Below are 22,368 nucleotides of genomic sequence, written 5' to 3' on the forward strand. Positions count from 1 at the left end.
AAGGAGACACGCATGAACGCACCCCACCCCCACCTTGCTGCCAGGCAAAGGCTGTACGACGAGATGTCGCCACTGAATCTCACGCCCCTGTGGGAGGTGCTGCATTCACTCGTGCCGCCGCAACCCGCCACGCCCTGCGTGCCCGCGCTGTGGAAGTACGACGAGGTGCGGCCGTTCCTCATGCGCGCCGGCGAAGCGATCACAGCCGAGGAAGCCGTGCGGCGCGTGTTGATCCTGGAGAACCCGGCGCTGCGCGGGCAGTCCGCCGTCACGCAGTCGCTGTATGCGGGCTTGCAGTTGATCCTGCCGGGTGAAGTGGCGCCCAGCCATCGCCACACGCAAAGCGCGCTGCGCTTCATCGTCGAAGGATCGGGCGCCTACACGGCTGTCGATGGCGAGCGCGCGACGATGCATCCGGGCGACTTCATCATCACCCCGAGCTGGACGTGGCATGACCACGGCAACGACGCCGATGTGCCGGTGGTGTGGCTCGATGGCCTCGACATCCCGATCATCCGGTTCTTCGATGCGGGCTTTGCGCAAAACGATGTGTCGAAGTCGCAGCAGGTCACGCGCGCCGAAGGCACGAGCATGGCCCGCTATGGCCACAACATGGCGCCGGTGCGGCACGACGCGCCGTTCGGTGCCACGTCGCCCATCTTCAGCTACCCGTACGAGCGCAGCCGCGAAGCACTGGAGCGGCTCGAGCGCGATGCGCCCGTCGACGACTGGGACGGCGTGAAGCTGCGCTACCTCAACCCGCTGACGGGCGGCTCGCCGATGCCGACGATGGCCACCTTCATGCAGCGGCTGCCCGCAGGGTTCAGCGGCAAGCCGTGGCGGCAGACTGATGGCGCGGTGTACAGCGTTGTCGAGGGCGAAGGTGAAGTGGTGATCGAACGCCAGGGTGTCGCCACCCGCTTCGCTTTCGCACCGCGCGATCATTTCGTGGTTCCGTCATGGCACACTGCCCGCTTCTCGTCGAAGCAAGGTTGTGTGCTGTTCAGTTATTCAGACCGGCCCGTGCATCAGGCGCTGGGCATTCACCAGGAAGAAAGGTTGTCATGAGCTTTGTTTTCACTCCCGCGCCCGCCGCATCGGTTCCCGTTGTCGGCAGCACTGACCGCTTTCCGGTCCACCGCATTTACTGCGTCGGCCGCAACTATGTCGAGCATGCAAAGGAGATGGGTTTCACCGGCCGCGAACCGCCCTTCTTCTTCATGAAGCCGGCCGACGCCGTGGTGCCCGTGAGTGCGGGAGAGATTGGCACGATGGAATATCCCAGCCTGACCAGCGACCTGCACCATGAGATCGAGCTGGTGGCGTGCATTGGCACGGGTGGGCGCAACATCAAGGCCGCCGACGCGATGAAGCACATCTGGGGCTACGCCGTGGGCCTGGACATGACGCGCCGCGATCTCCAGGGCGAGATGAAGAAACTGGGCCGGCCGTGGTGCATCGGCAAGGGGTTCGATCAGTCGGCGCCCATCGGCCCGATCACGCCCGTGGCGCAAGCCGGCGACATCGTCAACGCCGAGATCTGGCTGAAGGTGAACGGCAAGGACCGCCAGCGCAGCAACGTCACCAAGCTGATCTGGAACCTGGGCGAAATCATCGAGCACATCTCAGCCGCCTGGGAGCTCGCGCCCGGCGACTTGATCTATACCGGCACGCCTGAAGGTGTGGCCGCTGTGGTGGCAGGCGACACACTCGAAGGCGGCGTGACGGGGCTCACACCGCTTGCCGTGAAGATCACGCAACCGCGCTAAGCAGCAAAGGGCACCGCATGCGTGTGTTGGAAATTCTCGCCAAGGCTTGCGCGCTGGCAGCCGGCGCGCTGGTGGCGGCCATGGTGATCCTCAGCTGCGGCAGCATCATCGGTCGCGAGACGATAGGCAAGACGATCACCGGCGACTTCGAACTTGTTGGCCTCGCCACGGGCGCAGCTGTCGGCCTGTTCATGCCGCTGTGCCAACTGCATCGCAGCAACATCGTCGTTGACGTGTTCACGTCGCGCGCGCCCGAGGCAGTGAATGCGGTGCTTGAGCGCATCGGCGCGCTGCTGCTCGGCTTGTGCTGCGCCCTGCTCGCCTGGCGTGCGGCGCTCGGCGGGCTGAGTTCTTACAACAGCAATTCCAGCACGATGCTGCTCGGTGTGCCCGAGTGGCTGGCGTATGCGCCAATGGTGCCGGGCTTTGCGCTTACTGCCATCATCGCCATCTGGCAGGCGGCGTTTGGTTTCCGCCGTCGCACGCACCACCCTGGAGACGACGAATGAGCGGCATCACGCTGGCGGTACTGAGCATTGTCGTGATGTTCCTCTTCATGGCCTTGCGCACGCCCATCGCGATCGCGATGTTTCTGGCGGGCTCCGTGGCCTACATCGTGCAGACCGGCTGGGCGCCTTACGCGAGCTTCATGAACAGCATGGCGTTCGCGCGCTTTGCGAGTTACGACTTGTCCGTGATTCCGCTGTTCATCCTGATGGGGCAGTTCGCGACGCAGGGCGGCATCAGCAAATCGCTGTTCGCATTCACGGCCGCAGTCGTCGGGCGGCTGCGTGGCGGCTTGGCGATGGCGGCGGTGATGGCGAGTGCCGCGTTCGGCGCGATCTGCGGCTCGTCGATTGCGACTGCTGCCACCATCACCGGCGTCGCGCTGCCCGAGATGAAGCGCCACGGCTATTCGGGCCGGCTGGCCACCGGCACGCTTGCCACGGCGGGCACTCTGGGCATCCTGATTCCGCCTTCTGTGCCGCTGGTGATCTACGCGATTCTCACGGAGCAGAACATCGCCAAGCTGTTCCTCGCAGCCACCATCCCCGGCATCCTCGCGATGGTCGGTTACATGATCGTGATTGCTGTCTATGTGCGGCTCGTGCCCGGGCACGCCCCCGAGGTCGATCCGAATCCGCCGGCTTTCGAGTGGTCGAGCCTGATAGGGCTGCTCCCTATCGCGTTCGTGTTCCTGCTGGTCTTTGGCGGCATCTATGGCGGCTACTTCTCGCCGACTGAAGGCGCAGGTGTCGGCGCAGGAGCTGCGCTGTTGGCAGCACTGGTCAAGCGCGAGCTGACGTGGAAGAAGTTCATCAGCTGCTTCTATGCCACGGCAGAAGCGTCGGCCATGATCTTTTTGATCTTCATTGGCGCCGACGTGCTCAATTCAGCACTGGCGCTCACGCAGATCCAGACGCACCTGGTGCAGCTCGTGAACAGCTGGAATGTGTCGCCCATCTGGGTGATGGTCGGCATTATCGTGCTGCACCTGCTGCTGGGGTGCGTGACGGAAGAGCTGTCGATCATCCTGCTCACCATTCCCATCTTCTTCCCGCTGGTGATGAGCCTGGATTTCGGCATGGCCAAGGAGCCGCTGGCGCTGTGGTTCGGCATCCTGATCCTGATGGTCGTGTCGTTCGGCATGCTGGTGCCGCCGATGGGGCTGAACGTGTACGTCGTCAATGGCATGGCACGCGGCGTGCCGCTGGGCGAAACGTTCCGCGGCGTGCTGCCGTTCCTGGTCAGCGACTTCATCCGCATCGGCCTGCTGCTGGCCTTCCCCGGCATTGCGCTGTGGCTGGTGCAGTTCATGGCGACCGGGCCCAAATAGCGGGCCTGCGCAGGCAGGCACACGGGCTGTCGCCCCTAAGGGATTCACTCGGTGCCGGGACAGCGGATTTGCCGCTATCGTCACCTTTCCACACAGCCACTGAGGGCTTACACCATGATCCAACGCAGAACCCTTTTGAAGTCCGGCGCCGCAGCAGCGCTCGGCGCATCGTCGCTCTCGGGCATGGCGCAGCAAAGCGTCACCCTGAAGTTCCACACGTTCATGGCACCGACGTCCAACGTCTGGCTGAACATGCACAAGGCATGGATGGATAAGGTCGAGAAAGACTCGGGCGGCCGCATCAAGTTCGAAGGCTATCCCGCCATGCAGCTAGGCGGCACGCCCGTGCAGTTGTATGACCAGGCGCGCGACGGCGTCGTCGACATCGTCTGGACGCTGCCCGGCAACACCGCCGGCCGCTTCCCGCGCGTGGAAGTGTTCGAGCTGCCTTTCATCATGACCAATGCCGAGGCAACGTCCAAGGCGTATTGGGAATACGTGCAGACGATGGCACCCGATGAATTCAAGGAGACGCAGGTCATCGCGCTGCAGGTGCACGGCCCGGGCGTGATTCACACGGCAGAAAAAGCCGTTCGCTCAGTGGCAGACATGAAGGGCCTGAAACTGCGCGCACCCACACGCCAGGTCAACAAGATGATCGCCGCGCTTGGCGCAACACCCGTGGGCATGCCGCTGCCGCAGATTCCGGATGCGCTGTCCAAGGGCACGATCCAGGGCTGCGTGATTCCGTGGGAAGTGGTGCCTTCGGTGAAGGTGAACGAGCTGACCAAGTTCCACGCCGAATTCGATCCGGCAGGCGGCTCGCTCTACACAACGACTTTCGTGATGGCGATGAACAAGGCGAAGTACAACTCGCTGCCGCCGGACTTGAAGAAGGTGATCGACGCGAACTCGGGCATGGCGACATCGGGCTGGCTGGGCAAGACGCAGCAAGCTGGCGATGCGGCAGGCCGCAAGTCTGCTTCTGATCGCGGCAACACGATCTTCACGGTGAGCGCAGCAGAGGCGCAGAACTTCCGCCGCGGCTCGCGCCAGATCGAGGTCGAGTGGGTCGAGGACATGAACAAGCGCGGCTTTGACGGCCGCAAGCTGCTCGACACCGCCCGCAGCCTGATCGAAAAGCACACGAAGACAACAAAGGCCTGACGCGCCGCTGAGCCCGGGGCGCATCGGTACACTCGACGCATGCTCCGTGCCCCCATCAAGCATTGCCGCAATTGCGGCGCCGCCGTCGTCTACCGTGTGCCTGACGACGGCGACACGCATCCGCGCGCGGTCTGCCAGGCCTGCGACACCATCCACTACGAGAATCCGCTGAACGTCGTCGGCACGATTCCGTATTGGGGCGAACAGGTGTTGCTGTGCAAGCGCAACATCGAGCCGCGCTGGGGTAAATGGACGCTGCCTGCGGGCTTCATGGAGCTGAACGAAACCACCGCCGAAGGCGCAGCGCGCGAAACTGATGAAGAAGCTGGCGCGCAATTTGAGATGGAAGGCCTGCAGTCGGTGCTGAGCGTGCCGCGTGTGGGGCAAGTCCACCTGTACTACCGTGCGCGGCTGCTGAGCGACCAGTTCAACCCGGGGCCGGAAACCATCGAGACTCGGCTGTACACCGAAAGCGAAATCCCGTGGGAGGAGATCGCCTTCAAGACAGTGGCTGAAACACTGCGCTGCTTCTTCGAGGACCGCCGGCGCGGCACCTTCGATGTCCACAACATCGACCTGGTGTAGCGGCTCGCGCAGACCCTAGCGGATCTTGCTTTCTTCGCGCATGCGCACGTCTTCGCGGTGCTTGATGCACAGCGGATGGCGGCTGGTGCCCGGCTTGGCGCATTGCTCGACCAGGCAGAACTCGCGCGACATGAAGACTTTGTCGGCGCATTGGTCAACCGGGCTGACAGTCGCTGGAGCGGGGGCAGGTGCCGGCTTTACTTCCTCTTTGGGCGGCTGCGCCGGAAGGGGTGCGCGCTGTGTGTCGGGTGCAGAAGCAGCGGAAGCGCCCTTTTGCGCACTGGCGGCCTTGCGCGCGGCGCTCGCCTTGCCGGCCGACGCGCCGGCCTTGGCAGCAGAGGCAGCAGTAACAGGGGCGCTTGTGGGCGCAGAAGCGCCAGACGCCTGGGCAGTCGCTGCCGATGCCGCAGCCGATGACACGAGCGCGACCGCGGGGGTCGACGCCGCAGGCGTGGCGGCCGATGCTGCAGCGCTTGCCGGCGCTGCACTCGCTGCGCTGGCTGCGGCAGCCACCTCTGGCGATGGCGGCGCGCCCTTGCCCATCATCATGAACGCCACGACCGCCGCAACTGCGACGGCGCCGACGCCTGCAATCACGCCGACGGGCGCCCGCTTCGTGGGGGCGACCTCGGCAATTCGCTTGTCGCGCTCCTGCTTCACGGCAAGGGGCGGCTTCTCGCGCGCAGGCGCAGGCGCCGGAGCGGACGGTGGCGGTGGCGGTGGCGGTGGCACGGCGACTGGAGGGGGTGCCGGCGGCGGCGTCTGAGCCGGTGGGGGTGGCGCAATCACCTGCGTCACGCTGCCCGTCGAGTCGGCGCTGGACGCGGTGGCGGGGGCTTCTTGCCGTTCTTCAACGATCGTGCGGGTGAAATCAGTGGACGATTCCGACGGCGGACCTTCGCGGCCCGCTTGCATCTCAGCGGCGGGCGGGGCAACTGCCGGGACCGGGCTCGCGGCTGGCACCACGAGCGGCGCCGAGGGCGATGTGCGCAGCCGTGTCGCATCCAGATCCTGTGCCAGTGCGCCCGGTGTGCCGCCGAGCACCGTGCTGTCTGCGCCCGTGGCGGCGCCCGTCAGCTTGCGCAGGCGGCGACGCGCAAGATCAGCGTAGATGCCTGCAGGAAACTTCGCCAGGAAGCTCTCGAACTCCTCGGGTTCAACCGAGTCCTTGATATCTTTCCAGTAAACGAGCTCGACTTCCTGCGTCACGGTCGATGGGCTCGTCATCATCGAGTTGGCGATGGACGGATTGATGTTGGACGCGCCTTCGCTGCGCCGCGTCGGGTCGGCCGGGGGCACGACCGTTGAGTCTTCGGCGCGGCGGATCGCCGATTGCAGCGCCGCAGCGAAATCACGCGCGGTGGCAAAGCGATCGTTGCGATTCTTCGCCAGTGCGCGGGCGACCACCGCATCGATCGCTGCCGGCAGCCGCGGATTGAACGACGTGGGCGCTGGTGGCGTGTGGCCGATGATCTGGTGGATGATCGAAAAGTCGTTGTCGCCGTCGAACGGGCGCTTGTCGGTCAACAGCTGATACAGCACGACGCCGACGGAGAACAGGTCGGCGCGCGAGTCGATCTTCTGCCCCTGCACCTGCTCGGGCGACATGTACTTCAGCGTGCCGACCATGCTGCCCTGCGTGCGCGTGGCCTCGCCGGAATCCTGGATGCGTGCGACACCGAAATCGGTGAGCTTGACCCGCCCGCCCACGGGTTCGATCAGCAAATTTGCGGGTTTGATGTCGCGGTGGACGATGCCCTGCTTGTGCGCGTAGTCGAGCGCCGACAGCAGGTCGCGGATCATCTTGAGCGACTGGTCGAGCGAGTAGCGAACGCCCTTGTCGATGTGGTGCTTGAGGTCGTCGCCCTGGATGTACTCCATGACGAGGAAGGCGATGTCGCCGTCGCGGTCGGAGTCGTAGACGCTGACGATGTTGGGGTGCTGCAGCCGCGCTGCGGAGCGCGCCTCGGTGCGGAAGCGATGTTCGTATTCCGCTGCTGCTTCTTCGGAGAGGTTCTCGACCTTGACGGTCTTGATGGCCACGCGGCGGTCGAGGTTCGGATCCCTTCCCTCGTACACGATTCCCATCGCGCCCTTGCCGAGCACTCGAATCAGGTCATAGCGGCCAAGCTTCTTGAGACTCACGGCGCGATTCTAGCCTGCACCCCAGCGCCAGCGTCAGCGCTCGCGGGGCGGTGTCTCGCGGCGGATACGCAGGCTTTCCCGCAGGTAAGCGTCGGCAAAGTACTTGTCGAGCATGCGCTGCGTCCACTTGGCCATGTCCTTCGACTCCTTCTCGAAGTGCCGTGCATAGGCTTCCCATGCGCGCGTGCTTTCGAAGAGCTTGGCGCCCTCGCCCAGCAGCTTTGCCTTGAGCGCAGCGGGATCGAATTCCTTGATCGTTGCCTCCAGCGCGGCGCGTGCTGCTGCGCCGCTCGCCCCGTTGTGCGCAATCAGCTCAACCAGCAGTTCGCGCAGCGACCGCTCGGGAGACGCAAAACCGATGGCTGATGCGTGCCCGCCAAACAGGTAACGCAGCTTGACCTCGGTGGACCAGTTGGTCTTGAGCGGGTTGTTGTCTTTCGAGGCGACCCGCGTGCGGTCTTCTGCACGCAGCTCCTGCTTGACGCCCGTGGCGCTCGAATGCAGCTCGAGTACGCCGGCGACCATCGTGCGCACGAGACGGCCCATCGCTTCGATTTCACCCTCGGTCAGGGTGCCGACGCTGACCGGGTCCATGCCGAGGCCGCGAAAGAACGACGTGATGTTTCCTTCGCCGAGCTTGGAAGCGTCCAGGCCGCCGCCGCCAGCGGCCCCCGGCCCAGCGGTCGATTCGAAGCCCCATTCGCCGAACACGTCGTCATCCGGTGCGTGGGCCGCGCTGAGGGGGATGGTCGCGCCAGAGCCGTCGGCCTGCTGGTCGAACACGGACCATGGATCGGCCGAGTCGTCTGCCGCATCGCCTGCAGATTCAAGCGGCGCCTGCGAGAAGGCGGGCCCCACGCTCGCCACCGTGACCACATAGTCGCCCACCTTCAGCGCATCGCCAAAGGCGAGCACGCCGCGTGCGCCGGGCGGCGCTTCACCGAAGGACATCTCGATGCCGTTGACGACCGACACCACATGAAAGTGAAGCTGGCCGCTCTCGCAGCGCAACGCCAGGTGCCTGCGTGAGACGGTTCGCTCGGGGTCCGGCAGGCAGACGTCGCATTCGGCATCGCGGCCCAGCAGCAAGGTAGCGCCTGCACTGAGCGTGCGAACCAGGTCAAGACTGGGGCCGACGATGCGCAGTTCCAGCGACATGGCGGCCTGTTCTGCGCTCTCAGGCCTTGACGCAGAACGTCACCATGGGGGCTTCTTCCGCCTCGCGCTCGCAGCCAAGCGAGATCTGTCCCTGACCCACCAGGTAGCACTCGGTTCGCCGCAAGACGACGGGCTCGGTCTGGTTGCCGAAGTACACCCACGTGCCAAAGCTCGAGCCATCACCCAGCACAAAGTGGCCGCCCCGCCACTCGATGGTGGCGTGCACGCGCGAAACGCGCGAGTCGTTGACCGACAGTGATGCAGTGGTGGCGCGGCCCAGCGTGAGCTTGTCGCCGCGCGTGTCCAGGCGCAGCGTCTGGCCAAGCGCAGAAATCTCAAGCGACGCGTCTTTCGCGGGCTTCAACATCGACACGCCCATCACGGTGGCATCGGCATCACGATCAATGTCCCATTCGACGCGAAAGACCTCGGTGACCTCCTGCTTGCCGCGCAGATACATCGGGCCCAGGCTGCGCAGCTGCGCTTTCTGCAAGGGGGGCAGGAGATCGCGAACACGCTGCGACGTCAATATCTGGTCGGCACCGGCGAGATCGGCAAGGCGCGCTGCGCTGTTGACTGCATCGCCGTAACAGTCGCCGTCGATCTCCACGACCTCTCCGGTCTCGACGCCCATCTGCATCTGCACTGCGTTGCCTGTTCCGCCGGGATGAATGGGCTTTTCCTGCAGACGCTTCTGGATGGAGACGCATGCCTCGATGGCATCGCCCTCGTTCACAAAGACAACGAAGAGGCCGTCGCCAAGCAGCTTGACGACGCGGCCGCTGTGCTGCTCGAAAGTCTTGCTGAGCGCGCCGGTGAGCTGGGTCACGAAGCGGCCCGCGGTTTCGTCACCCAGGCGCTCGAAGATGCCGGTGCTGCCAACCAGGTCTGCGAATACGACGGTAGTCACGTGTGGGTGGTCCCTGGTTCTGTTCTTGGAGCGTGCAGCATCGCCCGCGATTTTATGCGCGACGGTGCACATGACAAGCGACAAACAAGTGCAAAGGAAAAAGCAAAAGGGCCAGCAACTTGTGGTTGCTGGCCCTCGATCTGTATTGGTCGGCGTGGCGGGATTCGAACTCGCGACCCCTTGCACCCCATGCAAGTGCGCTACCAGGCTGCGCTACACGCCGACAAGCCAAAGAGTATAGCCCACCGCTGACGTGCTTTCGGCACTTGCGCCTCAAGCGTGCGACATCAGTGGGTGGCGCTTAGCAAGTCGCGGATTTCAAAGAGCTCGCGCCGCACGAGCAACAGCTTTTGCGATACGCGTTCCTGCTCGTCGGGCGGTGCGCTGTCCTCGAAGTCTTCAAAGGATGAATCATCGACTTCGATCACCTCGACGCCGTCGAGCATGACTTCGCCGGCCTTGCGTTTGTCGCGCTCGACCTGAACGATTTCCTGGAGCTTGTTGCGTGCGCCGCTGATCGTGAAGCCCTGGTCGTAGAGCAGATCGCGGATGCGCCGGATCATGAGCACTTCATGGTGCTGGTAGTAGCGCCGGTTGCCCCGGCGCTTCATCGGACGCAGCTGTGTGAACTCCTGCTCCCAATACCGTAGCACGTGAGGCTTGACGCCACACAGGTCGCTGACCTCACCGATGGTGAAGTAGCGCTTGGCGGGGATGGCGGGGAGGCCTTTCTCCATTGAAATCAATGTTGTAGGAGAGAAAGCTGCTAGGTTACTCTAAGTCAAGCCCGCGCGCAAAGCGCACGCGGCAACGGCGTTGCTTAACGGATAAGCGGTAACGGCCGTTGAGCGTTCAACGTTGGGCGTTTGGCGTGGAGTCTGGTTTTCCCGCTCAACGCTCCACGCTCAACGCTCAACCTCTCCCAAGCCCTGGATCTGCTCTTTGAGCTTGTGGCTGGCGTGGAACGTCACGACGCGCCGCGCCTCAATAGGAATCGCTTCACCCGTGCGCGGATTGCGGCCAGGGCGTGGCGCCTTGGTGCGGATCTGGAAATTGCCAAAGCCTGAAATCTTGACGTCCTTGCCGTCGACCAGGCTGTCGGAGATCAGGTCGAAGAACGCGTCGATCATGTCCTTCGACTCGCGCTTGTTCAGGCCGATCTGCTCGAACAGCAACTCCGCGAGTTGTGCCTTGGTGAGTGCGGGCGTCTCCAGGCTTTCGACGGCGAAGTCCATGAGGTCGTCCTGCGGCAATGTGTTGAACGCTCCCATCGTCATCCCCTCATGCGCGCGCCGACGTGGCCGGCAACGTTGTCGACAACCGACTTAACCGCAGCGTCGATCTGCTCATCAGTCAGTGTCGCGTCCGCCCTGGAAAGCGTCAAGCGGACCGCCACGCTTTTTTCGTCAAGGCCCAAGCCAGCTGATGCCTGCTTCGGCTTGTACACGTCGAACAGGAATGCGTCCTGCAGCAGGCCGCCCGTCGATGCGCGGTGCACGGCGGCCAGGATTGCGTCGTGCGTGACGTGGTCCTTGACGATCAGCGCGATGTCGCGCTGTGCCGGCTGGAACTTCGGCACGGGCTCGAATGACGCGACCTGGCGAGCTGTGACGGCGTCGAGGTCGAGCTCGAACAGTACCGGCGCGTGCGGCAATTCCCACTTCTGGCGCCAGCGCGGATGGAGTTCACCCACCACGCCCACTTCGGTGCCGTCGACCCACACACTCGCGCAGCGGCCCGGATGCATGGCGGGATGCGCCGATGCCTTGAACTGCGCCTTCAACGGCGAGAGGAGTGCTTCGACGTCGCCCTTGATGTCGTAGAAATCAACGCCGGGCCGCCTGCTGGCCCATTGCAGTCCATCAGGGTCGCCGTAGGCCAGACCCGCTACGCGTATCGGCTGGCGGATACCTTTGACGGTGATATCGGTCGTGATGACAGATGCGTCGCGGTGAAAGACGCGGCCGACTTCAAACACGCGCACGCGATCCGCCTTGCGGTCGAGGTTGAATTTCAGCACCTGCAGCAGCGAGCCGAGCAAGGAAGAGCGCATCACGCTCATCTGGCTTGCGATCGGGTTGAGCAACTTGATCGGGTCGCTGTTGCCCGCAAGCTCGCTCTCCCAATGCGCTTCGACGAAGCTGAAGTTGATCGTCTCCTGGAATCCCAGCGCTGCGAGCAGCCTGCGCACTGCAAAGCGGCTGCGCCGCGCCTCGGGCTGCATGCGAGCTGTGATGGGTGCCAACGGAGCTGTCGTGGGAAGCTTCTCGTAGCCGATGACTCGCGCCACTTCCTCGATCAGGTCTTCTTCGATCGTGATGTCAAATCGGTACGGCGGCGGCGTCACGGTGAGCACGCCATCTTTGCTGGTCGAAGGCAGGTCGAGGCGATCCAGCGCATCTTTGCATTGAGCTTCTGTCACGTGCATACCGATCACTTTTGCTGCGCGGGAAACTCGCAGCGTGACTGGCGTGCGCTCAGGCAGGCTGGTGACCTGGTCGTCCATCGGCCCGGCTTCGCCACCGCAGATGTCGATGATCAGGCGTGTGATGTGCTCGATGTGTTCGAGTGTCAGGCTCGGATCAACGCCACGCTCGAAGCGGTGGCCCGCGTCCGTTGAAAAGTTGTAGCGGCGTGACCGGCCCTGGATGGCTTTTGGCCACCAGAAGGCTGCCTCAACATAGACGTTCTTCGTGTCGTCGGACACAGCCGTGGCGTCGCCACCCATGATGCCGGCGAGCGACTCGACCTGCGCATCATCCGCAATGACACCGACGTTGCCATCGACTGTGACGGTATTGCCGTTGAGCAGCTTCAACGATTCCCCCGGCCTGCCCCAGCGCACGTCGAGCGCGCCGTGAATCTTGTCGTAGTCGAAGATGTGCGACGGGCGCCCGAATTCGAACATCACGTAGTTCGAAATATCCACCAGAGCGGTCACGCTGCGCTGACCGCAACGGGCCAGCCGGTCCACCAACCACTGCGGTGATTTCGCCTTTGGATTGACGTTGCGGACGATGCGGCCCGAGAAACGCCCGCACAGGTCGGGCGCGGAGACCGTGACTTTCAGTTTCGCATCGTGAGCGGGTTGGACTGCTTCAAACCGGGGCTGCATCAGCGGCGATCCTGTCAATGCGGAGATTTCACGGGCAACGCCGTAAACGCTGAGCGCATGCGCAAGATTCGGCGTCAATTTGAGCGTGAACAAGGTGTCGTCCAGTGCCAGCGTTTCGCGCACATCAGCGCCGACCGCCGCATCGGCGGGCAGCTCAAGCAAGCCGCCATGATCATCGCTCAACTGCAGTTCGCGCGCCGAGCACAGCATGCCCTGGCTCTCAACGCCACGGAGTTTGCCAAGCTTGATGTGAAACGGCTTGCCATCGTCGCCCGGAGGCAGTTCGGCACCGACAAGCGCCGTCGGCACTTTGATGCCGACACGTGCATTGGGTGCGCCGCAAACAATGTTCAGCAGCGCGCCCTGCCCCACATCCACCTGGCACACCCTGAGCTTGTCGGCGTCGGGATGCTTGACTGCTTCCTTGATTTCACCCACGAAGACCTTGGTGAAAGGCGGCGCGACAGGTCGCAGGTCTTCCACTTCGAGCCCGCCCATGGTGAGCGTGTCGGCCAGTTGCTGTGTTGAAAGCGGCGGGTTGCAGAACTCGCGCAGCCAGGATTCAGGAAATTGCATAGTTCACTGTCGTGTTTGTCTTTCGCGGGCCGGCGCGGATCCGGCTTCGCCGGTCCGCTGGGGGCGCCCCCTTGAGGGGGAGGCGCCGCAGGCGCTTCGGGGGTGGGCCATGACTTAACGGAATTGGCGCAGGAAACGGATGTCACCTTCAAAGAAGAGCCGCAGGTCATTCACGCCGTAGCGCAGCATCGTCAACCTGTCAGCGCCCATCCCGAATGCAAAACCGATGAATTTCTCGGGATCGAGTCCCATGTTGCGCACGACTTGCGGGTGTACCTGGCCGGAGCCGGCCACTTCAAGCCACTTGCCGGCCAGCGGCCCGCTCTGGAACTGGATGTCAATCTCGGCGCTCGGCTCCGTGAAGGGAAAAAAGCTCGGGCGGAAGCGCAAAGCAAGATCATCGCTTTCGAAGAACGTGCGGCAAAAGTCGGTGAATACGACTTTCAGATCCTTGAAGCTGACGTTTTCGCCAAGCCATAGTCCCTCGCACTGCTGGAACATCGGCGAGTGCGTCGCGTCGCTGTCGACGCGATACGTGCGGCCCGGTGCAATGACGCGAATCTCTGGCATGAAAGCCGAGCCGGCGTATTTCTTGATGTGCGCATGCGCATAGCGAACCTGCATCGGGCTCGTGTGGGGCCGCAGGTTGTAGGCAATGCCGTCATCACCCTTGATGTCGACATAGAAGGTGTCCTGCATCGAGCGGGCAGGATGGTTCGGCGGATTGTTCAGGGACGTGAAACTGTGCCAGTCGCTCTCGATCTCCGGGCCGTCGGCCACGTCGAAACCCATACTGGCGAAGATTTGCTCAATTCGTTCGAGCGTCACAGTGACTGGGTGCAGTCCGCCGGGTTCACGCCTGCGGCCCGGCAGAGATACATCGAGCGCCTCTGCCTTGAGCTGGACTTCGAGCTCGGCATCGGCAAGCGCCTGGCGCCGGTCATTCAGCGCAGCTTCGATGGCCTGCTTTGCGGCGTTGATGGCGGCGCCGCGTGACTTCTTTTCGTCAACGCTCAGTGCAGCCATGCCCTTCATCAATTCGGTGATGCGGCCCGACTTGCCGATGAAGAGCGCCTTCGCATTTTCAAGGTCGGCCGGCGCGTGCGCCTTCGCGAAAGCCTCGCGTGCACTATCGACGATGGATTCGAGATCGGTGTTCGTTTGGGTCGTCATGAAAAATGAAAACAGGGCTAGAGCCTGATGGCCCTAGCCCTGTCCTTGGTTGTTGCACCGGATGTCATTGTTGACACGCATTGCGTGTCATCGTTGGCACCCTCCGTGAACTCAAGCAGCCAGCTTGGCCTTGACTTGCTCCACGATGCCCGCAAAAGCGGCCTTGTCGTGCACGGCGATATCGGCGAGGACCTTGCGGTCAATCTCGATACCAGCCTTGCGGATGCCATTGGCGAACTGGCTGTAAGTCAGGCCGCATTCACGGGCTGCAGCGTTGATACGCGCGATCCACAACTGGCGGAAAACACGCTTCTTGGTACGGCGGTCACGGTAGGCATATTGCCCAGCCTTCATGACCGCTTCTTTGGCGATACGGAAGACATTGCCGCGGCGGCCGCGGAAACCCTTTGCGAGGGCGAGAACTTTTTTGTGGCGGGCGCGAGCCGTTACACCACGTTTGACGCGAGGCATTGTGTTTCTCCTTGATCGTCTGGTGGATTACAGGCCAGCGAAAGGCAGCATCTGCGCCATGTGACCCATATTGGTCTCATGCACATTGACTGCACCACGCAGGTGACGCTTGTTCTTGGTGGTCTTCTTGGTCAGGATGTGACGCTTGAAGGCTTGGCCGCGCTTGACGGTCCCACCGGGACGAACGCGGAAGCGCTTCTTCGCCCCGCTCTTGGTCTTCATCTTGGGCATTTGCATGCTCCTATTAACGTTGTGCTCGTGAGGCGTCGCGGAGAGTTTCCGCGCCTTGTTGGCCCCGAGACACTTCTTTTTCAACGCTTCCAAAGAAGCGGTGATCCTGCCCCGTGAGGGGCCTTATCCATTCAAGCAGACGTCGACTGTGAAGCCGTTTGCGTCTGCTCGGCTGCAGGTTTTGCAGCCACTTTCTTCTTGCCTGGCGCGATCATCATGATCATCTGCCGGCCTTCGAGCTTGGGATACTGCTCGACCACGATCAAGTCGCCCAATTCATCGCGAATACGGTTCAGCAAAGCCATCCCGATTTCCTGGTGCGTGATCTCCCGCCCCCTGAATCGCAGCGTGATCTTGCATTTGTCGCCTTCAGCCAGGAAGCGCTTGATATTGCGCATCTTGATGTTGTAGTCACCGTCGTCGGTGCCTGGCCGGAATTTGACTTCCTTGATCTCGATGACTGTCTGCTTGGCTTTCGCTTCAGCCGCCTTCTTCTGCTCCTGGTACTTGAACTTGCCGTAGTCCATCAACCGGCAAACCGGCGGATTGGCTGTTGCGGCAATTTCAACCAGATCGACGTCTGCCTCGCCTGCCATGCGCAGCGCTTCGGACAGACTTACGATGCCCAAAGGCTCGTTTTCAGGTCCGGACAAACGTACTTCCGGGGCCATGATTTCCCGGTTCAGGCGGTGCTTGCGTTCCTCGCGTTGGCGGCGGTCGCGAAAGTCAGTAGCGATGGTCTCAATCCTTCAAATCGTTAGCTACAAAAATAGTAGCGACAGTGCCTCAATTCGCGCCGGTTGCAGCCTCATTAGTGAGAGTCAGCTCTTGTTGCGGATGTCTTCGGCGATCCTTCTTGCGAAGTCGTCCAAGGGCATCACACCGAGGTCCTGGTTTCCCCGGGCGCGCACTGCGACAGATTTTGCTGCCATCTCCTTATCGCCTACGACAAGGATGTACGGCAGCTTTTGCATCGAATGCTCTCGTATTTTATACGTAATTTTCTCGTTGCGCAGGTCGACCTCAACCCTAAGCCCTTGATTTTGCAGCGTTTTGGCCACTTCACGGGCGTAATCGGCCTGTGAATCCGTAATATTGAGCACGACCACCTGCACCGGAGCCAGCCATGCCGGCAACGCTCCGCCGTGGTGTTCGATGAGCATGCCGATGAATCGCTCAAAGCTGCCGACGATCGCGCGATGCAGCATCACAGGGTGAGCCCGGCCACTCGTTTCCGTCACATATTCGCCGCCAAGCCGCTCAGCCGTATTGAAGTCGACCTGCATCGTGCCGCATTGCCACTGACGACCGAGGGCGTCCTTCAAGGTGTACTCGATCTTCGGTCCATAGAACGCGCCGTCGCCCGGTGAAATCACGAACTCAACGCCCGAGCGGCGCAGCGCCTCCATCACGGCGAATTCGGCTTTGTCCCACAACTCGTCGGAGCCGACACGGTTCTCGGGACGCGTGGCAACCTTGTAGAGGATCTCCGTGAATCCGAAGTCCTTGTACACGGCCTGCAATTGCGCCGTGTAAGCGACGCACTCCTCCAGGATATGGTCTTCGGTGCAGAAGATATGACCGTCGTCCTGCGTGAAGCCACGCACCCGCATGATGCCGTGCAGCGCCCCGCTCGGCTCATTACGGTGGCACTGGCCGAATTCGCCGTAGCGGATCGGCAAGTCACGATAGCTGCGCATGTCCGACTTGAAGATCAGCACGTGGCCGGGGCAGTTCATCGGCTTCAAGGCGTAGTCGCGTTTTTCACTTTCCGTCGTGAACATGTTCTCGCGGTAGTTCTGCCAGTGGCCCGTCTTCTCCCACAGGCTCTTGTCCAGCAACTGCGGGCCCTTTACTTCCTGGTAACCGGTCGTGCGATACACGTTCCGCATGTATTGCTCGACTGCCTGCCACACAGCCCATCCACGCGGATGCCAGAAGACAACGCCGGGCGCGACGTCATCGATGTGGAAAAGATCCAGTTCGCGCCCGAGCTTTCGGTGGTCGCGCTTTTCAGCCTCTTCCAGCATCGTGAGGTACTTCTGCAGCTCGTCCTTCGTCGCCCAGGCGGTGCCGTAAATGCGCTGGAGCATCTCGTTGCGATGGTCGCCACGCCAATAGGCGCCCGCCACCTTCATCAGCTTGAAGAACTTGAGCTTGCCCGTGCTGGGGACGTGAGGGCCGCGGCAAAGGTCTTCGAAGCCACCTTCACGGTAGAGTGACACGTCCTCGTTCGAGGGGATGCTCGCAATGATCTCGGCTTTGTAGTTCTCACCCATTGCCTTGAAGTACGCGACGGCCTCGTCGCGCGGCAGCACGCGCCGCGTGATCACTTCGTCTTTCGCAGCTAGCTCCGTCATGCGCTTTTCGATCGCGGCCAAATCGTCCAGCGTGAAGGGCCTCTTGTACGAGAAATCGTAGAAGAACCCGTGCTCGATCACCGGGCCGATCGTGACCTGCGCCTCGGGGAACAACTCCTTCACGGCATAGGCGAGCAGGTGCGCCGTGGAGTGGCGGATCACCTCGAGGCCTTCGGCATCCTTGGCCGTCACGATGGAAAGCTGGCTGTCCTTGGCGATCGTGAAACTGGTATCGACGACCTTGCCGTCCACCTTGCCAGCCAATGCCGACTTGGCAAGACCGGGGCCAATGGAAGCGGCGACCTCAGCAACCGTGACAGGGCCGGGAAACTCGCGGCAGGAGCCGTCTGGGAGCGTGACTTGAATCATGATGTTCTGTCCAAAGCGGAAAACGGAAAACAAAAAAGCGCGGTCGTCAGCCGCGCTTTGTTTGGGTTTCAGTGAAGAACTCAGGGCACGCGACTGCACGACCTCAACGGGCCGTCAAACCTTCCAGGGTAGTTCGCGGTGTCATAACCGGGGTGCCTTTCTCGCTCTTGCTTGCATTGAAACCTGTGCTTGATTCTAACCCTGCGCCAGAAAGCCCGAGCCGCCACAGCGGGTGCATGGCGTGATGATGGTCTGCTTCTCGACTTCGAAATTCTCGTTGATATTCTCGCTGTCGATACGCAGCTCGCCGGTCCCTGAGCAGTCGGGGCATTTGGTCTGATTCAACTTTGAAGCGTCGAACACACCCGTCTTTTCATTGCCAGCGCTCATGGGGTCCGTCCCGTTCCAGATAAGGTGAGCCAACTCTAGCGGGCGAAAGCGGGCGCGGCAAGCGGAAAAGCGACCATGAAAAAAGGGGCCGACTGGCCCCTTTTCGATCAAGCGTGAACTTTCACCGCTTGTTCAAGCAGCTTTCTTGTCGTCGAAGAACTGCTCGTCTTCCGTGGAACCCTTCAAGGCAGCGGTCGAGGCATTCGCTTCGATCGTCGTCGTCACGGCGTCGAAATAACCGGTGCCCACTTCGCGCTGGTGCTTCACAGCGGTGAACCCACGATCGGCAGCGGCGAATTCCTTCTGCTGCAGCTCGACAAAGGCCGTCATGTTGTTACGTGCGTAGCCATACGCGAGTTCGAACATCGAATGGTTCAGGCTGTGGAAGCCGGCCAGCGTGATGAACTGGAACTTGTAGCCCATCGCGCCGAGTTCCTTCTGGAACTTCGCGATCGTGGCGTCGTCGAGGTTCTTCTTCCAGTTGAACGACGGCGAGCAGTTGTAGGCAAGCAGCTTGCCCGGGAACTTCGCATGGATCGCATCGGCGAAGTCCTTGGCGAACTTCAGGTCCGGCGTGCCCGTCTCACACCAGATCAGGTCGGCGTACTCAGCGTATGCCAAGCCGCGGCTGATGGCCTGGCCCAGACCCTTCTTGGTGCGATAGAAGCCTTCGACCGTGCGCTCGCCCGTGAGGAAAGGCTTGTCGTTGTCGTCCACATCACCCGTTACCAGGTCAGCGGCTTCCGCATCGGTGCGAGCCAGCAAGATCGTGGGCGTGCCCATGACGTCGGCGGCCAGACGAGCTGCGATGAGCTTGGCGTTGGCTTCGCGTGTCGGCACCAGCACCTTGCCACCCATGTGGCCACACTTTTTGACGGATGCCAGCTGGTCTTCGAAGTGCACGCCGGCGGCACCCGCTTCGATCATGGCCTTCATCAGTTCGAACGCATTCAACACACCGCCGAAGCCGGCTTCTGCGTCCGCCACGATAGGCGCGAAGTAATCGATATAGCCCTCATCGCCCGGGCCCTTGCCTTCGCTCCACTGGATCTGGTCAGCGCGTGCGAAGGTGGCATTGATCTTCTTGACGACCTTCGGCACCGAGTCCACCGAGTACAGGGACTGGTCGGGGTACATCTCGCCATTGCTGTTCGCGTCACCTGCGACCTGCCAGCCGGAGAGGTAGATGCCCTTGAGGCCAGCCTTGACCTGCTGCATGGCCTGGTTGCCCGTCAGCGCACCGAGCGTGTTGACGAACGGCTCGGTGTTGATCAGGTTCCAGAGCTTTTCAGCTCCGCGCTTGGCGAGCGTGTGGTCGATCTGGATCGATCCGCGCAGCTTCACGACATCAGCCGCGGAATAGCCGCGCTTGATGCCTTTCCAGCGGGGGTTTTCTGCCCAGTCTTTTTCCAGCTGGGCAATCTGCTGTTCACGCGTGAGATGGGTCCAGTTCGTCATGTAGTTCACTCCGGTTTGTTGGTAAGCGGTTGGCCCGGGATGCAATGCAAGCCCTGAGCCAGTGATTGAACTTTAAGTCTTGTAGAAGAGTTTGTGAAGCTCTTATGTCTTATAGAAGACAAATATTTATTCAAGCAAAATCAAAGGCTTACGGACTTCATTTCGCAATGTGACATTCGATTTCTCGTATTGAGAAATTATGGCGCAGTGCAGCATCCATCAATTCCACATCATGAAATTGAATTCGCGCCGGATGAAAACAGGATCCAGTCACCGTGTCCGATGAGCGTTTTGCCGCGCACGAACGCCGGGTTGGCTTCGTAGACGAGGCATGGGTAGGCGCGACCATCCACATCGATTTCGAGGTCACGCTTGAAATACTCGCTATCCAGGCCAGACTCGATGCCCTCGTAGCCATCAAGCAGCGCTTCGAGCGCCGGCTCGATTGCATAGACTTCGCCCACTACATCGACCGCCTCGTCACTGCCCAACGTGAGGCCCGGGTACCAGTCGATGTGATACAAGCGCCCTCTTACCGCGCCCATGCCGATGAACTGGGGCGTGGGTTCGAGCCGATTGATGTCATTGCGCCCTGAGCGGCGCAAAGTGCCATAGACAAAGACGTAGCGCTGCAAGCCTTCGGGCATGATTCCCCCGTTTTGAATCCAGCACTCCATTCTCAATGACGCCGGCCGCCCAGCGACTTGCCGCCTATGCGTGCCTGGCCCTGAGCATGTCGCTCGTGGGCAGTTACGTCGCCCTGTCCAAGCCCCTGGTCGCAGCGATTCCTGTCTTCCTGCTGGCTTGGTTGCGATTCGGCATCGGCGGCCTGGCGATGCTGCACTGGCTGCGCAAGCCACATGATGAAGGTGCGCTCACCGGGCAGACTCGGCGCCTGCTCTTTCTCGAATCGTTCCTGGGCAACTTCCTGTTTTCGATCTGCATGCTCTTCGGCGTGAGCATGACCAGCGCGGTCGCTGCCGGCGTGATCATGGCTTCGATCCCGGCAGTGGTGGCGCTGCTGAGCCGGCTATTCCTGCAGGAGCGAATTGCCTCGCGGACCTGGGGCGCGATTGCATGCGCAGCCACAGGCATTGCCTTGCTTGCGGTATCTGGCAGCCCATCACACGGCCCAACCGGTGCAGGCGCATTCAACCAGGCTTGGCTCGGTAACTTGCTGGTCTTCGGCGCCGTGATCTGTGAGGCCTCGTACGCGGTCATCGGCAAAAAGCTCACAGGCGCGCTGGGCCCCAAGCGGATCACGTCGCTCATCAACCTCTGGGGCTTCCTGCTCGTCACACCATTCGGCATCTACACAGCGCTGAGCTTCGACTTCAGCGCCATACGCACCGGCACATGGCTGCTGCTGCTGTTCTATTCGCTGGCTGCCAGTGTCTGGACGGTGTGGCTTTGGATGACGGGCCTCAAGCGCGTGCCCGCGTCTCAGGCAGGTGTGTTTACCGTGATGCTGCCCGTATCGGCTGCACTCGTCGGCGTGTTCGTGCTCGACGAGCAGCTCAGCGGGCTGCAGTTCGCGGCATTTGCACTCGCACTCGCAGGCGTGGTGCTGGCGACGATGCCTGTCAAGTCAACGGCCGGTCGCTGACGACGATACCGTCCTCGTCGGCATAGAGCCAGTCACCGGGCCTGACAGTCACACCTTGAATCACGACAGGCAAGCCCGCCTGCCCTTCGCCGCGCTTGACGGATCGCATGGGCATCAGTGCGAGCGCCTTCACCGCGATACCCGCTGCTGTCAGCTCAGCGAGATCTCGCACAGCCCCATCCACCACGATCCCGGCCCAGCCATTCTTCGCTGCCAGTGCGGCCAGGTTGCCGCCGACCAGCGCGCAGCGCAACGAACCCCCGCCTTCGACCACCAGGACACGCCCATCACCCGGCGTTGCGACGGCCTCCCGGATGCGGGAGTTGTCTTCGAGGCTGCGGACGGTGGCCACCTGTCCGCTGAAGCGCCCGGTTGCGCCAAAGTCGCGGAAGACGGGCGGCAGCACGCGAAATGCGCCGGACGTGTCGGCCTCATGTGCGTCGCACAAGTCGCAGGTGGCAAAAGTGGGCGTCGTCATTTTCCGGTGACCTTCTTGATGGCAGGTTTGATGTTCTCGCGTCGCGCGGGCAGCACGGAAGCGTTTTCACGCGGCATGTTGAGCACGATCGAAGTGGATGTTTCGGTGAGGATACAAAACTTCGTCACGACCGCGTCGAGATGCTCAACGTCGATCACCGCGATCTCCAGGATCCAGCTGTCTTCACCGGTCACATTGAACGCGTTGACCACTTCGGGCGTCTGCTCGATCAGCTTCACCACACGTGCGTACTCGACACGCCCCACGCGCACGATCGCGCGAATGCCGTAGCCCAGCCGTGAGTAGTCCACCACGGCCCGGTACCCCTTGATCACACCGTTGAGTTCGAGCTTGCGCACTCGCTCGGTCACCGCCGGCTGGCTCAGGTGCACGCGCCGGCCCAGTTCAGCCATCGAAATGCGTGCGTCACGCTGCAATTCGGCCAGGATGCGCCCGTCGTGCGCGTCGACACCGGAAATCTCTGCTGACATGCTGTTCTTCCTTCAAAAACAAGGTCATTGGCCCACTCGACCTTCAATCATGCATGGAAAGCGTACATCAGAGTCACTA

Annotated in this window: 23 protein-coding genes and 1 tRNA gene; 7 read left to right on the plus strand and 17 right to left on the minus strand. The window is 62.1% G+C overall.

The window, feature by feature from the left end:
• The first annotated feature begins 12 nt into the window (after positions 1-12).
• The 6 genes from gtdA (at position 13) to GHT07_RS01235 (ending at position 5,358) form a co-directional block, all read left to right on the plus strand.
• Complete coding sequence (gene gtdA / locus GHT07_RS01210; RefSeq protein ID WP_153583225.1) at positions 13-1,068, plus strand: gentisate 1,2-dioxygenase; 1,056 nt, start codon at positions 13-15, stop codon at positions 1,066-1,068.
• Entirely contained in the window at positions 1,065-1,769 is a 705-nt protein-coding gene (locus GHT07_RS01215; RefSeq protein WP_153583226.1) for a fumarylacetoacetate hydrolase family protein, read from the plus strand. Before gtdA ends, GHT07_RS01215 begins: the two co-directional genes overlap by 4 nt.
• A gap of 17 nt (positions 1,770-1,786) precedes the next feature.
• A complete protein-coding gene (locus GHT07_RS01220; RefSeq protein WP_153583227.1) occupies positions 1,787-2,278 on the plus strand; it encodes a TRAP transporter small permease in 492 nt (163 codons plus the stop codon).
• On the plus strand, positions 2,275-3,606 hold the full coding sequence (locus GHT07_RS01225; protein ID WP_153583228.1) for a TRAP transporter large permease: 1,332 nt from the start codon (positions 2,275-2,277) through the stop codon (positions 3,604-3,606). Before GHT07_RS01220 ends, GHT07_RS01225 begins: the two co-directional genes overlap by 4 nt.
• A 114-nt stretch (positions 3,607-3,720) precedes the next feature.
• On the plus strand, positions 3,721-4,773 hold the full coding sequence (locus GHT07_RS01230) for a TRAP transporter substrate-binding protein (RefSeq protein ID WP_153583229.1): 1,053 nt from the start codon (positions 3,721-3,723) through the stop codon (positions 4,771-4,773).
• A 39-nt stretch (positions 4,774-4,812) separates the two neighbouring features.
• Positions 4,813-5,358, plus strand: coding sequence for an NUDIX hydrolase (locus GHT07_RS01235; RefSeq protein WP_153583230.1), 546 nt, complete (start codon positions 4,813-4,815; stop codon positions 5,356-5,358).
• Between the two features lie 15 nt (positions 5,359-5,373).
• Here the strand turns inward: GHT07_RS01235 and GHT07_RS01240 are convergent, their stop codons facing one another.
• The 15 genes from GHT07_RS01240 to GHT07_RS01310 form a co-directional block, all read right to left on the minus strand.
• Positions 5,374-7,503: a serine/threonine-protein kinase gene (locus GHT07_RS01240; RefSeq protein ID WP_323740726.1), complete on the minus strand. Its 2,130-nt coding sequence runs from the start codon at positions 7,501-7,503 to the stop codon at positions 5,374-5,376.
• Positions 7,504-7,536: 33 nt separating this feature from the next.
• The gene (locus tag GHT07_RS01245) at positions 7,537-8,661 is read right to left on the minus strand and encodes a type VI secretion system-associated FHA domain protein (protein WP_153583231.1); all 1,125 of its coding nucleotides are present in this window, start codon (positions 8,659-8,661) and stop codon (positions 7,537-7,539) included.
• A gap of 19 nt (positions 8,662-8,680) precedes the next feature.
• A complete protein-coding gene (locus tag GHT07_RS01250; RefSeq protein ID WP_323740727.1) occupies positions 8,681-9,571 on the minus strand; it encodes an adenylate/guanylate cyclase domain-containing protein in 891 nt (296 codons plus the stop codon).
• Positions 9,572-9,717: 146 nt separating this feature from the next.
• Positions 9,718-9,794, minus strand: a tRNA-Pro gene (locus tag GHT07_RS01255).
• 64 nt (positions 9,795-9,858) lie between these two features.
• The gene (locus GHT07_RS01260; protein WP_153583233.1) at positions 9,859-10,308 is read right to left on the minus strand and encodes a MerR family transcriptional regulator; all 450 of its coding nucleotides are present in this window, start codon (positions 10,306-10,308) and stop codon (positions 9,859-9,861) included.
• 168 nt (positions 10,309-10,476) lie between these two features.
• On the minus strand, positions 10,477-10,806 hold the full coding sequence (locus GHT07_RS01265) for an integration host factor subunit alpha (protein ID WP_153583373.1): 330 nt from the start codon (positions 10,804-10,806) through the stop codon (positions 10,477-10,479).
• A gap of 38 nt (positions 10,807-10,844) precedes the next feature.
• On the minus strand, positions 10,845-13,262 hold the full coding sequence (pheT, locus tag GHT07_RS01270) for a phenylalanine--tRNA ligase subunit beta (protein WP_153583234.1): 2,418 nt from the start codon (positions 13,260-13,262) through the stop codon (positions 10,845-10,847).
• A 114-nt stretch (positions 13,263-13,376) separates the two neighbouring features.
• Positions 13,377-14,435, minus strand: coding sequence for a phenylalanine--tRNA ligase subunit alpha (gene pheS / locus GHT07_RS01275; RefSeq protein WP_153583235.1), 1,059 nt, complete (start codon positions 14,433-14,435; stop codon positions 13,377-13,379).
• A 111-nt stretch (positions 14,436-14,546) separates the two neighbouring features.
• Positions 14,547-14,906: a 50S ribosomal protein L20 gene (rplT, locus tag GHT07_RS01280; protein ID WP_141511532.1), complete on the minus strand. Its 360-nt coding sequence runs from the start codon at positions 14,904-14,906 to the stop codon at positions 14,547-14,549.
• 27 nt (positions 14,907-14,933) lie between these two features.
• Complete coding sequence (rpmI, locus tag GHT07_RS01285) at positions 14,934-15,137, minus strand: 50S ribosomal protein L35 (RefSeq protein WP_153583236.1); 204 nt, start codon at positions 15,135-15,137, stop codon at positions 14,934-14,936.
• A gap of 131 nt (positions 15,138-15,268) precedes the next feature.
• Entirely contained in the window at positions 15,269-15,883 is a 615-nt protein-coding gene (gene infC / locus GHT07_RS01290) for a translation initiation factor IF-3 (RefSeq protein WP_323740745.1), read from the minus strand.
• Positions 15,884-15,958: 75 nt separating this feature from the next.
• The gene (thrS, locus tag GHT07_RS01295; RefSeq protein ID WP_153583238.1) at positions 15,959-17,866 is read right to left on the minus strand and encodes a threonine--tRNA ligase; all 1,908 of its coding nucleotides are present in this window, start codon (positions 17,864-17,866) and stop codon (positions 15,959-15,961) included.
• Between the two features lie 195 nt (positions 17,867-18,061).
• The gene (locus GHT07_RS01300) at positions 18,062-18,256 is read right to left on the minus strand and encodes a hypothetical protein (RefSeq protein ID WP_153583239.1); all 195 of its coding nucleotides are present in this window, start codon (positions 18,254-18,256) and stop codon (positions 18,062-18,064) included.
• Positions 18,257-18,388: 132 nt separating this feature from the next.
• Positions 18,389-19,714 (minus strand): isocitrate lyase, encoded by a 1,326-nt coding sequence (aceA, locus tag GHT07_RS01305; protein ID WP_153583240.1) that lies wholly within the window; start codon positions 19,712-19,714, stop codon positions 18,389-18,391.
• Positions 19,715-19,944: 230 nt separating this feature from the next.
• Positions 19,945-20,361 (minus strand): gamma-glutamylcyclotransferase family protein, encoded by a 417-nt coding sequence (locus GHT07_RS01310; protein WP_153583241.1) that lies wholly within the window; start codon positions 20,359-20,361, stop codon positions 19,945-19,947.
• Positions 20,362-20,396: 35 nt separating this feature from the next.
• Here GHT07_RS01310 and GHT07_RS01315 point away from each other — a divergent pair, with 35 nt between their 5' ends.
• Positions 20,397-21,320, plus strand: coding sequence for a DMT family transporter (locus GHT07_RS01315; protein ID WP_153583242.1), 924 nt, complete (start codon positions 20,397-20,399; stop codon positions 21,318-21,320).
• Here the strand turns inward: GHT07_RS01315 and rraA are convergent.
• Together rraA and GHT07_RS01325 are read right to left on the minus strand one after the other, a co-directional pair.
• Positions 21,298-21,798, minus strand: coding sequence for a ribonuclease E activity regulator RraA (rraA, locus tag GHT07_RS01320; protein WP_153583243.1), 501 nt, complete (start codon positions 21,796-21,798; stop codon positions 21,298-21,300). The two genes, GHT07_RS01315 and rraA, sit on opposite strands and share 23 nt — an antisense overlap.
• On the minus strand, positions 21,795-22,289 hold the full coding sequence (locus tag GHT07_RS01325) for an Lrp/AsnC family transcriptional regulator (RefSeq protein WP_153583244.1): 495 nt from the start codon (positions 22,287-22,289) through the stop codon (positions 21,795-21,797). Before GHT07_RS01325 ends, rraA begins: the two co-directional genes overlap by 4 nt.
• Positions 22,290-22,368 lie beyond the last annotated feature (79 nt).

This window comes from Caenimonas koreensis DSM 17982, from assembly GCF_009646335.1.
Classification (GTDB): Bacteria; Pseudomonadota; Gammaproteobacteria; order Burkholderiales; family Burkholderiaceae_C; genus Ramlibacter; species Ramlibacter koreensis.

Bases quoted from the DNA above. Each gene is read 5' to 3' on its own strand.
- GHT07_RS01225 (WP_153583228.1), top strand. From the start codon at position 2,275: ATGAGCGGCATCACGCTGGCGGTACTGAGCATTGTCGTGATGTTCCTC.
- aceA (WP_153583240.1), bottom strand. From the start codon at position 19,714: ATGACGAACTGGACCCATCTCACGCGTGAACAGCAGATTGCCCAGCTG.
- rpmI (WP_153583236.1), bottom strand. From the start codon at position 15,137: ATGCCCAAGATGAAGACCAAGAGCGGGGCGAAGAAGCGCTTCCGCGTT.
- pheT (WP_153583234.1), bottom strand. From the start codon at position 13,262: ATGCAATTTCCTGAATCCTGGCTGCGCGAGTTCTGCAACCCGCCGCTT.
- GHT07_RS01235 (WP_153583230.1), top strand. From the start codon at position 4,813: ATGCTCCGTGCCCCCATCAAGCATTGCCGCAATTGCGGCGCCGCCGTC.
- GHT07_RS01215 (WP_153583226.1), top strand. From the start codon at position 1,065: ATGAGCTTTGTTTTCACTCCCGCGCCCGCCGCATCGGTTCCCGTTGTC.
- GHT07_RS01325 (WP_153583244.1), bottom strand. From the start codon at position 22,289: ATGTCAGCAGAGATTTCCGGTGTCGACGCGCACGACGGGCGCATCCTG.
- GHT07_RS01310 (WP_153583241.1), bottom strand. From the start codon at position 20,361: ATGCCCGAAGGCTTGCAGCGCTACGTCTTTGTCTATGGCACTTTGCGC.
- GHT07_RS01230 (WP_153583229.1), top strand. From the start codon at position 3,721: ATGATCCAACGCAGAACCCTTTTGAAGTCCGGCGCCGCAGCAGCGCTC.
- GHT07_RS01260 (WP_153583233.1), bottom strand. From the start codon at position 10,308: ATGGAGAAAGGCCTCCCCGCCATCCCCGCCAAGCGCTACTTCACCATC.
- rplT (WP_141511532.1), bottom strand. From the start codon at position 14,906: ATGCCTCGCGTCAAACGTGGTGTAACGGCTCGCGCCCGCCACAAAAAA.
- GHT07_RS01315 (WP_153583242.1), top strand. From the start codon at position 20,397: ATGACGCCGGCCGCCCAGCGACTTGCCGCCTATGCGTGCCTGGCCCTG.
- rraA (WP_153583243.1), bottom strand. From the start codon at position 21,798: ATGACGACGCCCACTTTTGCCACCTGCGACTTGTGCGACGCACATGAG.
- pheS (WP_153583235.1), bottom strand. From the start codon at position 14,435: ATGACGACCCAAACGAACACCGATCTCGAATCCATCGTCGATAGTGCA.
- GHT07_RS01300 (WP_153583239.1), bottom strand. From the start codon at position 18,256: ATGAGCGCTGGCAATGAAAAGACGGGTGTGTTCGACGCTTCAAAGTTG.
- GHT07_RS01245 (WP_153583231.1), bottom strand. From the start codon at position 8,661: ATGTCGCTGGAACTGCGCATCGTCGGCCCCAGTCTTGACCTGGTTCGC.
- gtdA (WP_153583225.1), top strand. From the start codon at position 13: ATGAACGCACCCCACCCCCACCTTGCTGCCAGGCAAAGGCTGTACGAC.
- thrS (WP_153583238.1), bottom strand. From the start codon at position 17,866: ATGATTCAAGTCACGCTCCCAGACGGCTCCTGCCGCGAGTTTCCCGGC.
- GHT07_RS01220 (WP_153583227.1), top strand. From the start codon at position 1,787: ATGCGTGTGTTGGAAATTCTCGCCAAGGCTTGCGCGCTGGCAGCCGGC.
- GHT07_RS01265 (WP_153583373.1), bottom strand. From the start codon at position 10,806: ATGGACTTCGCCGTCGAAAGCCTGGAGACGCCCGCACTCACCAAGGCA.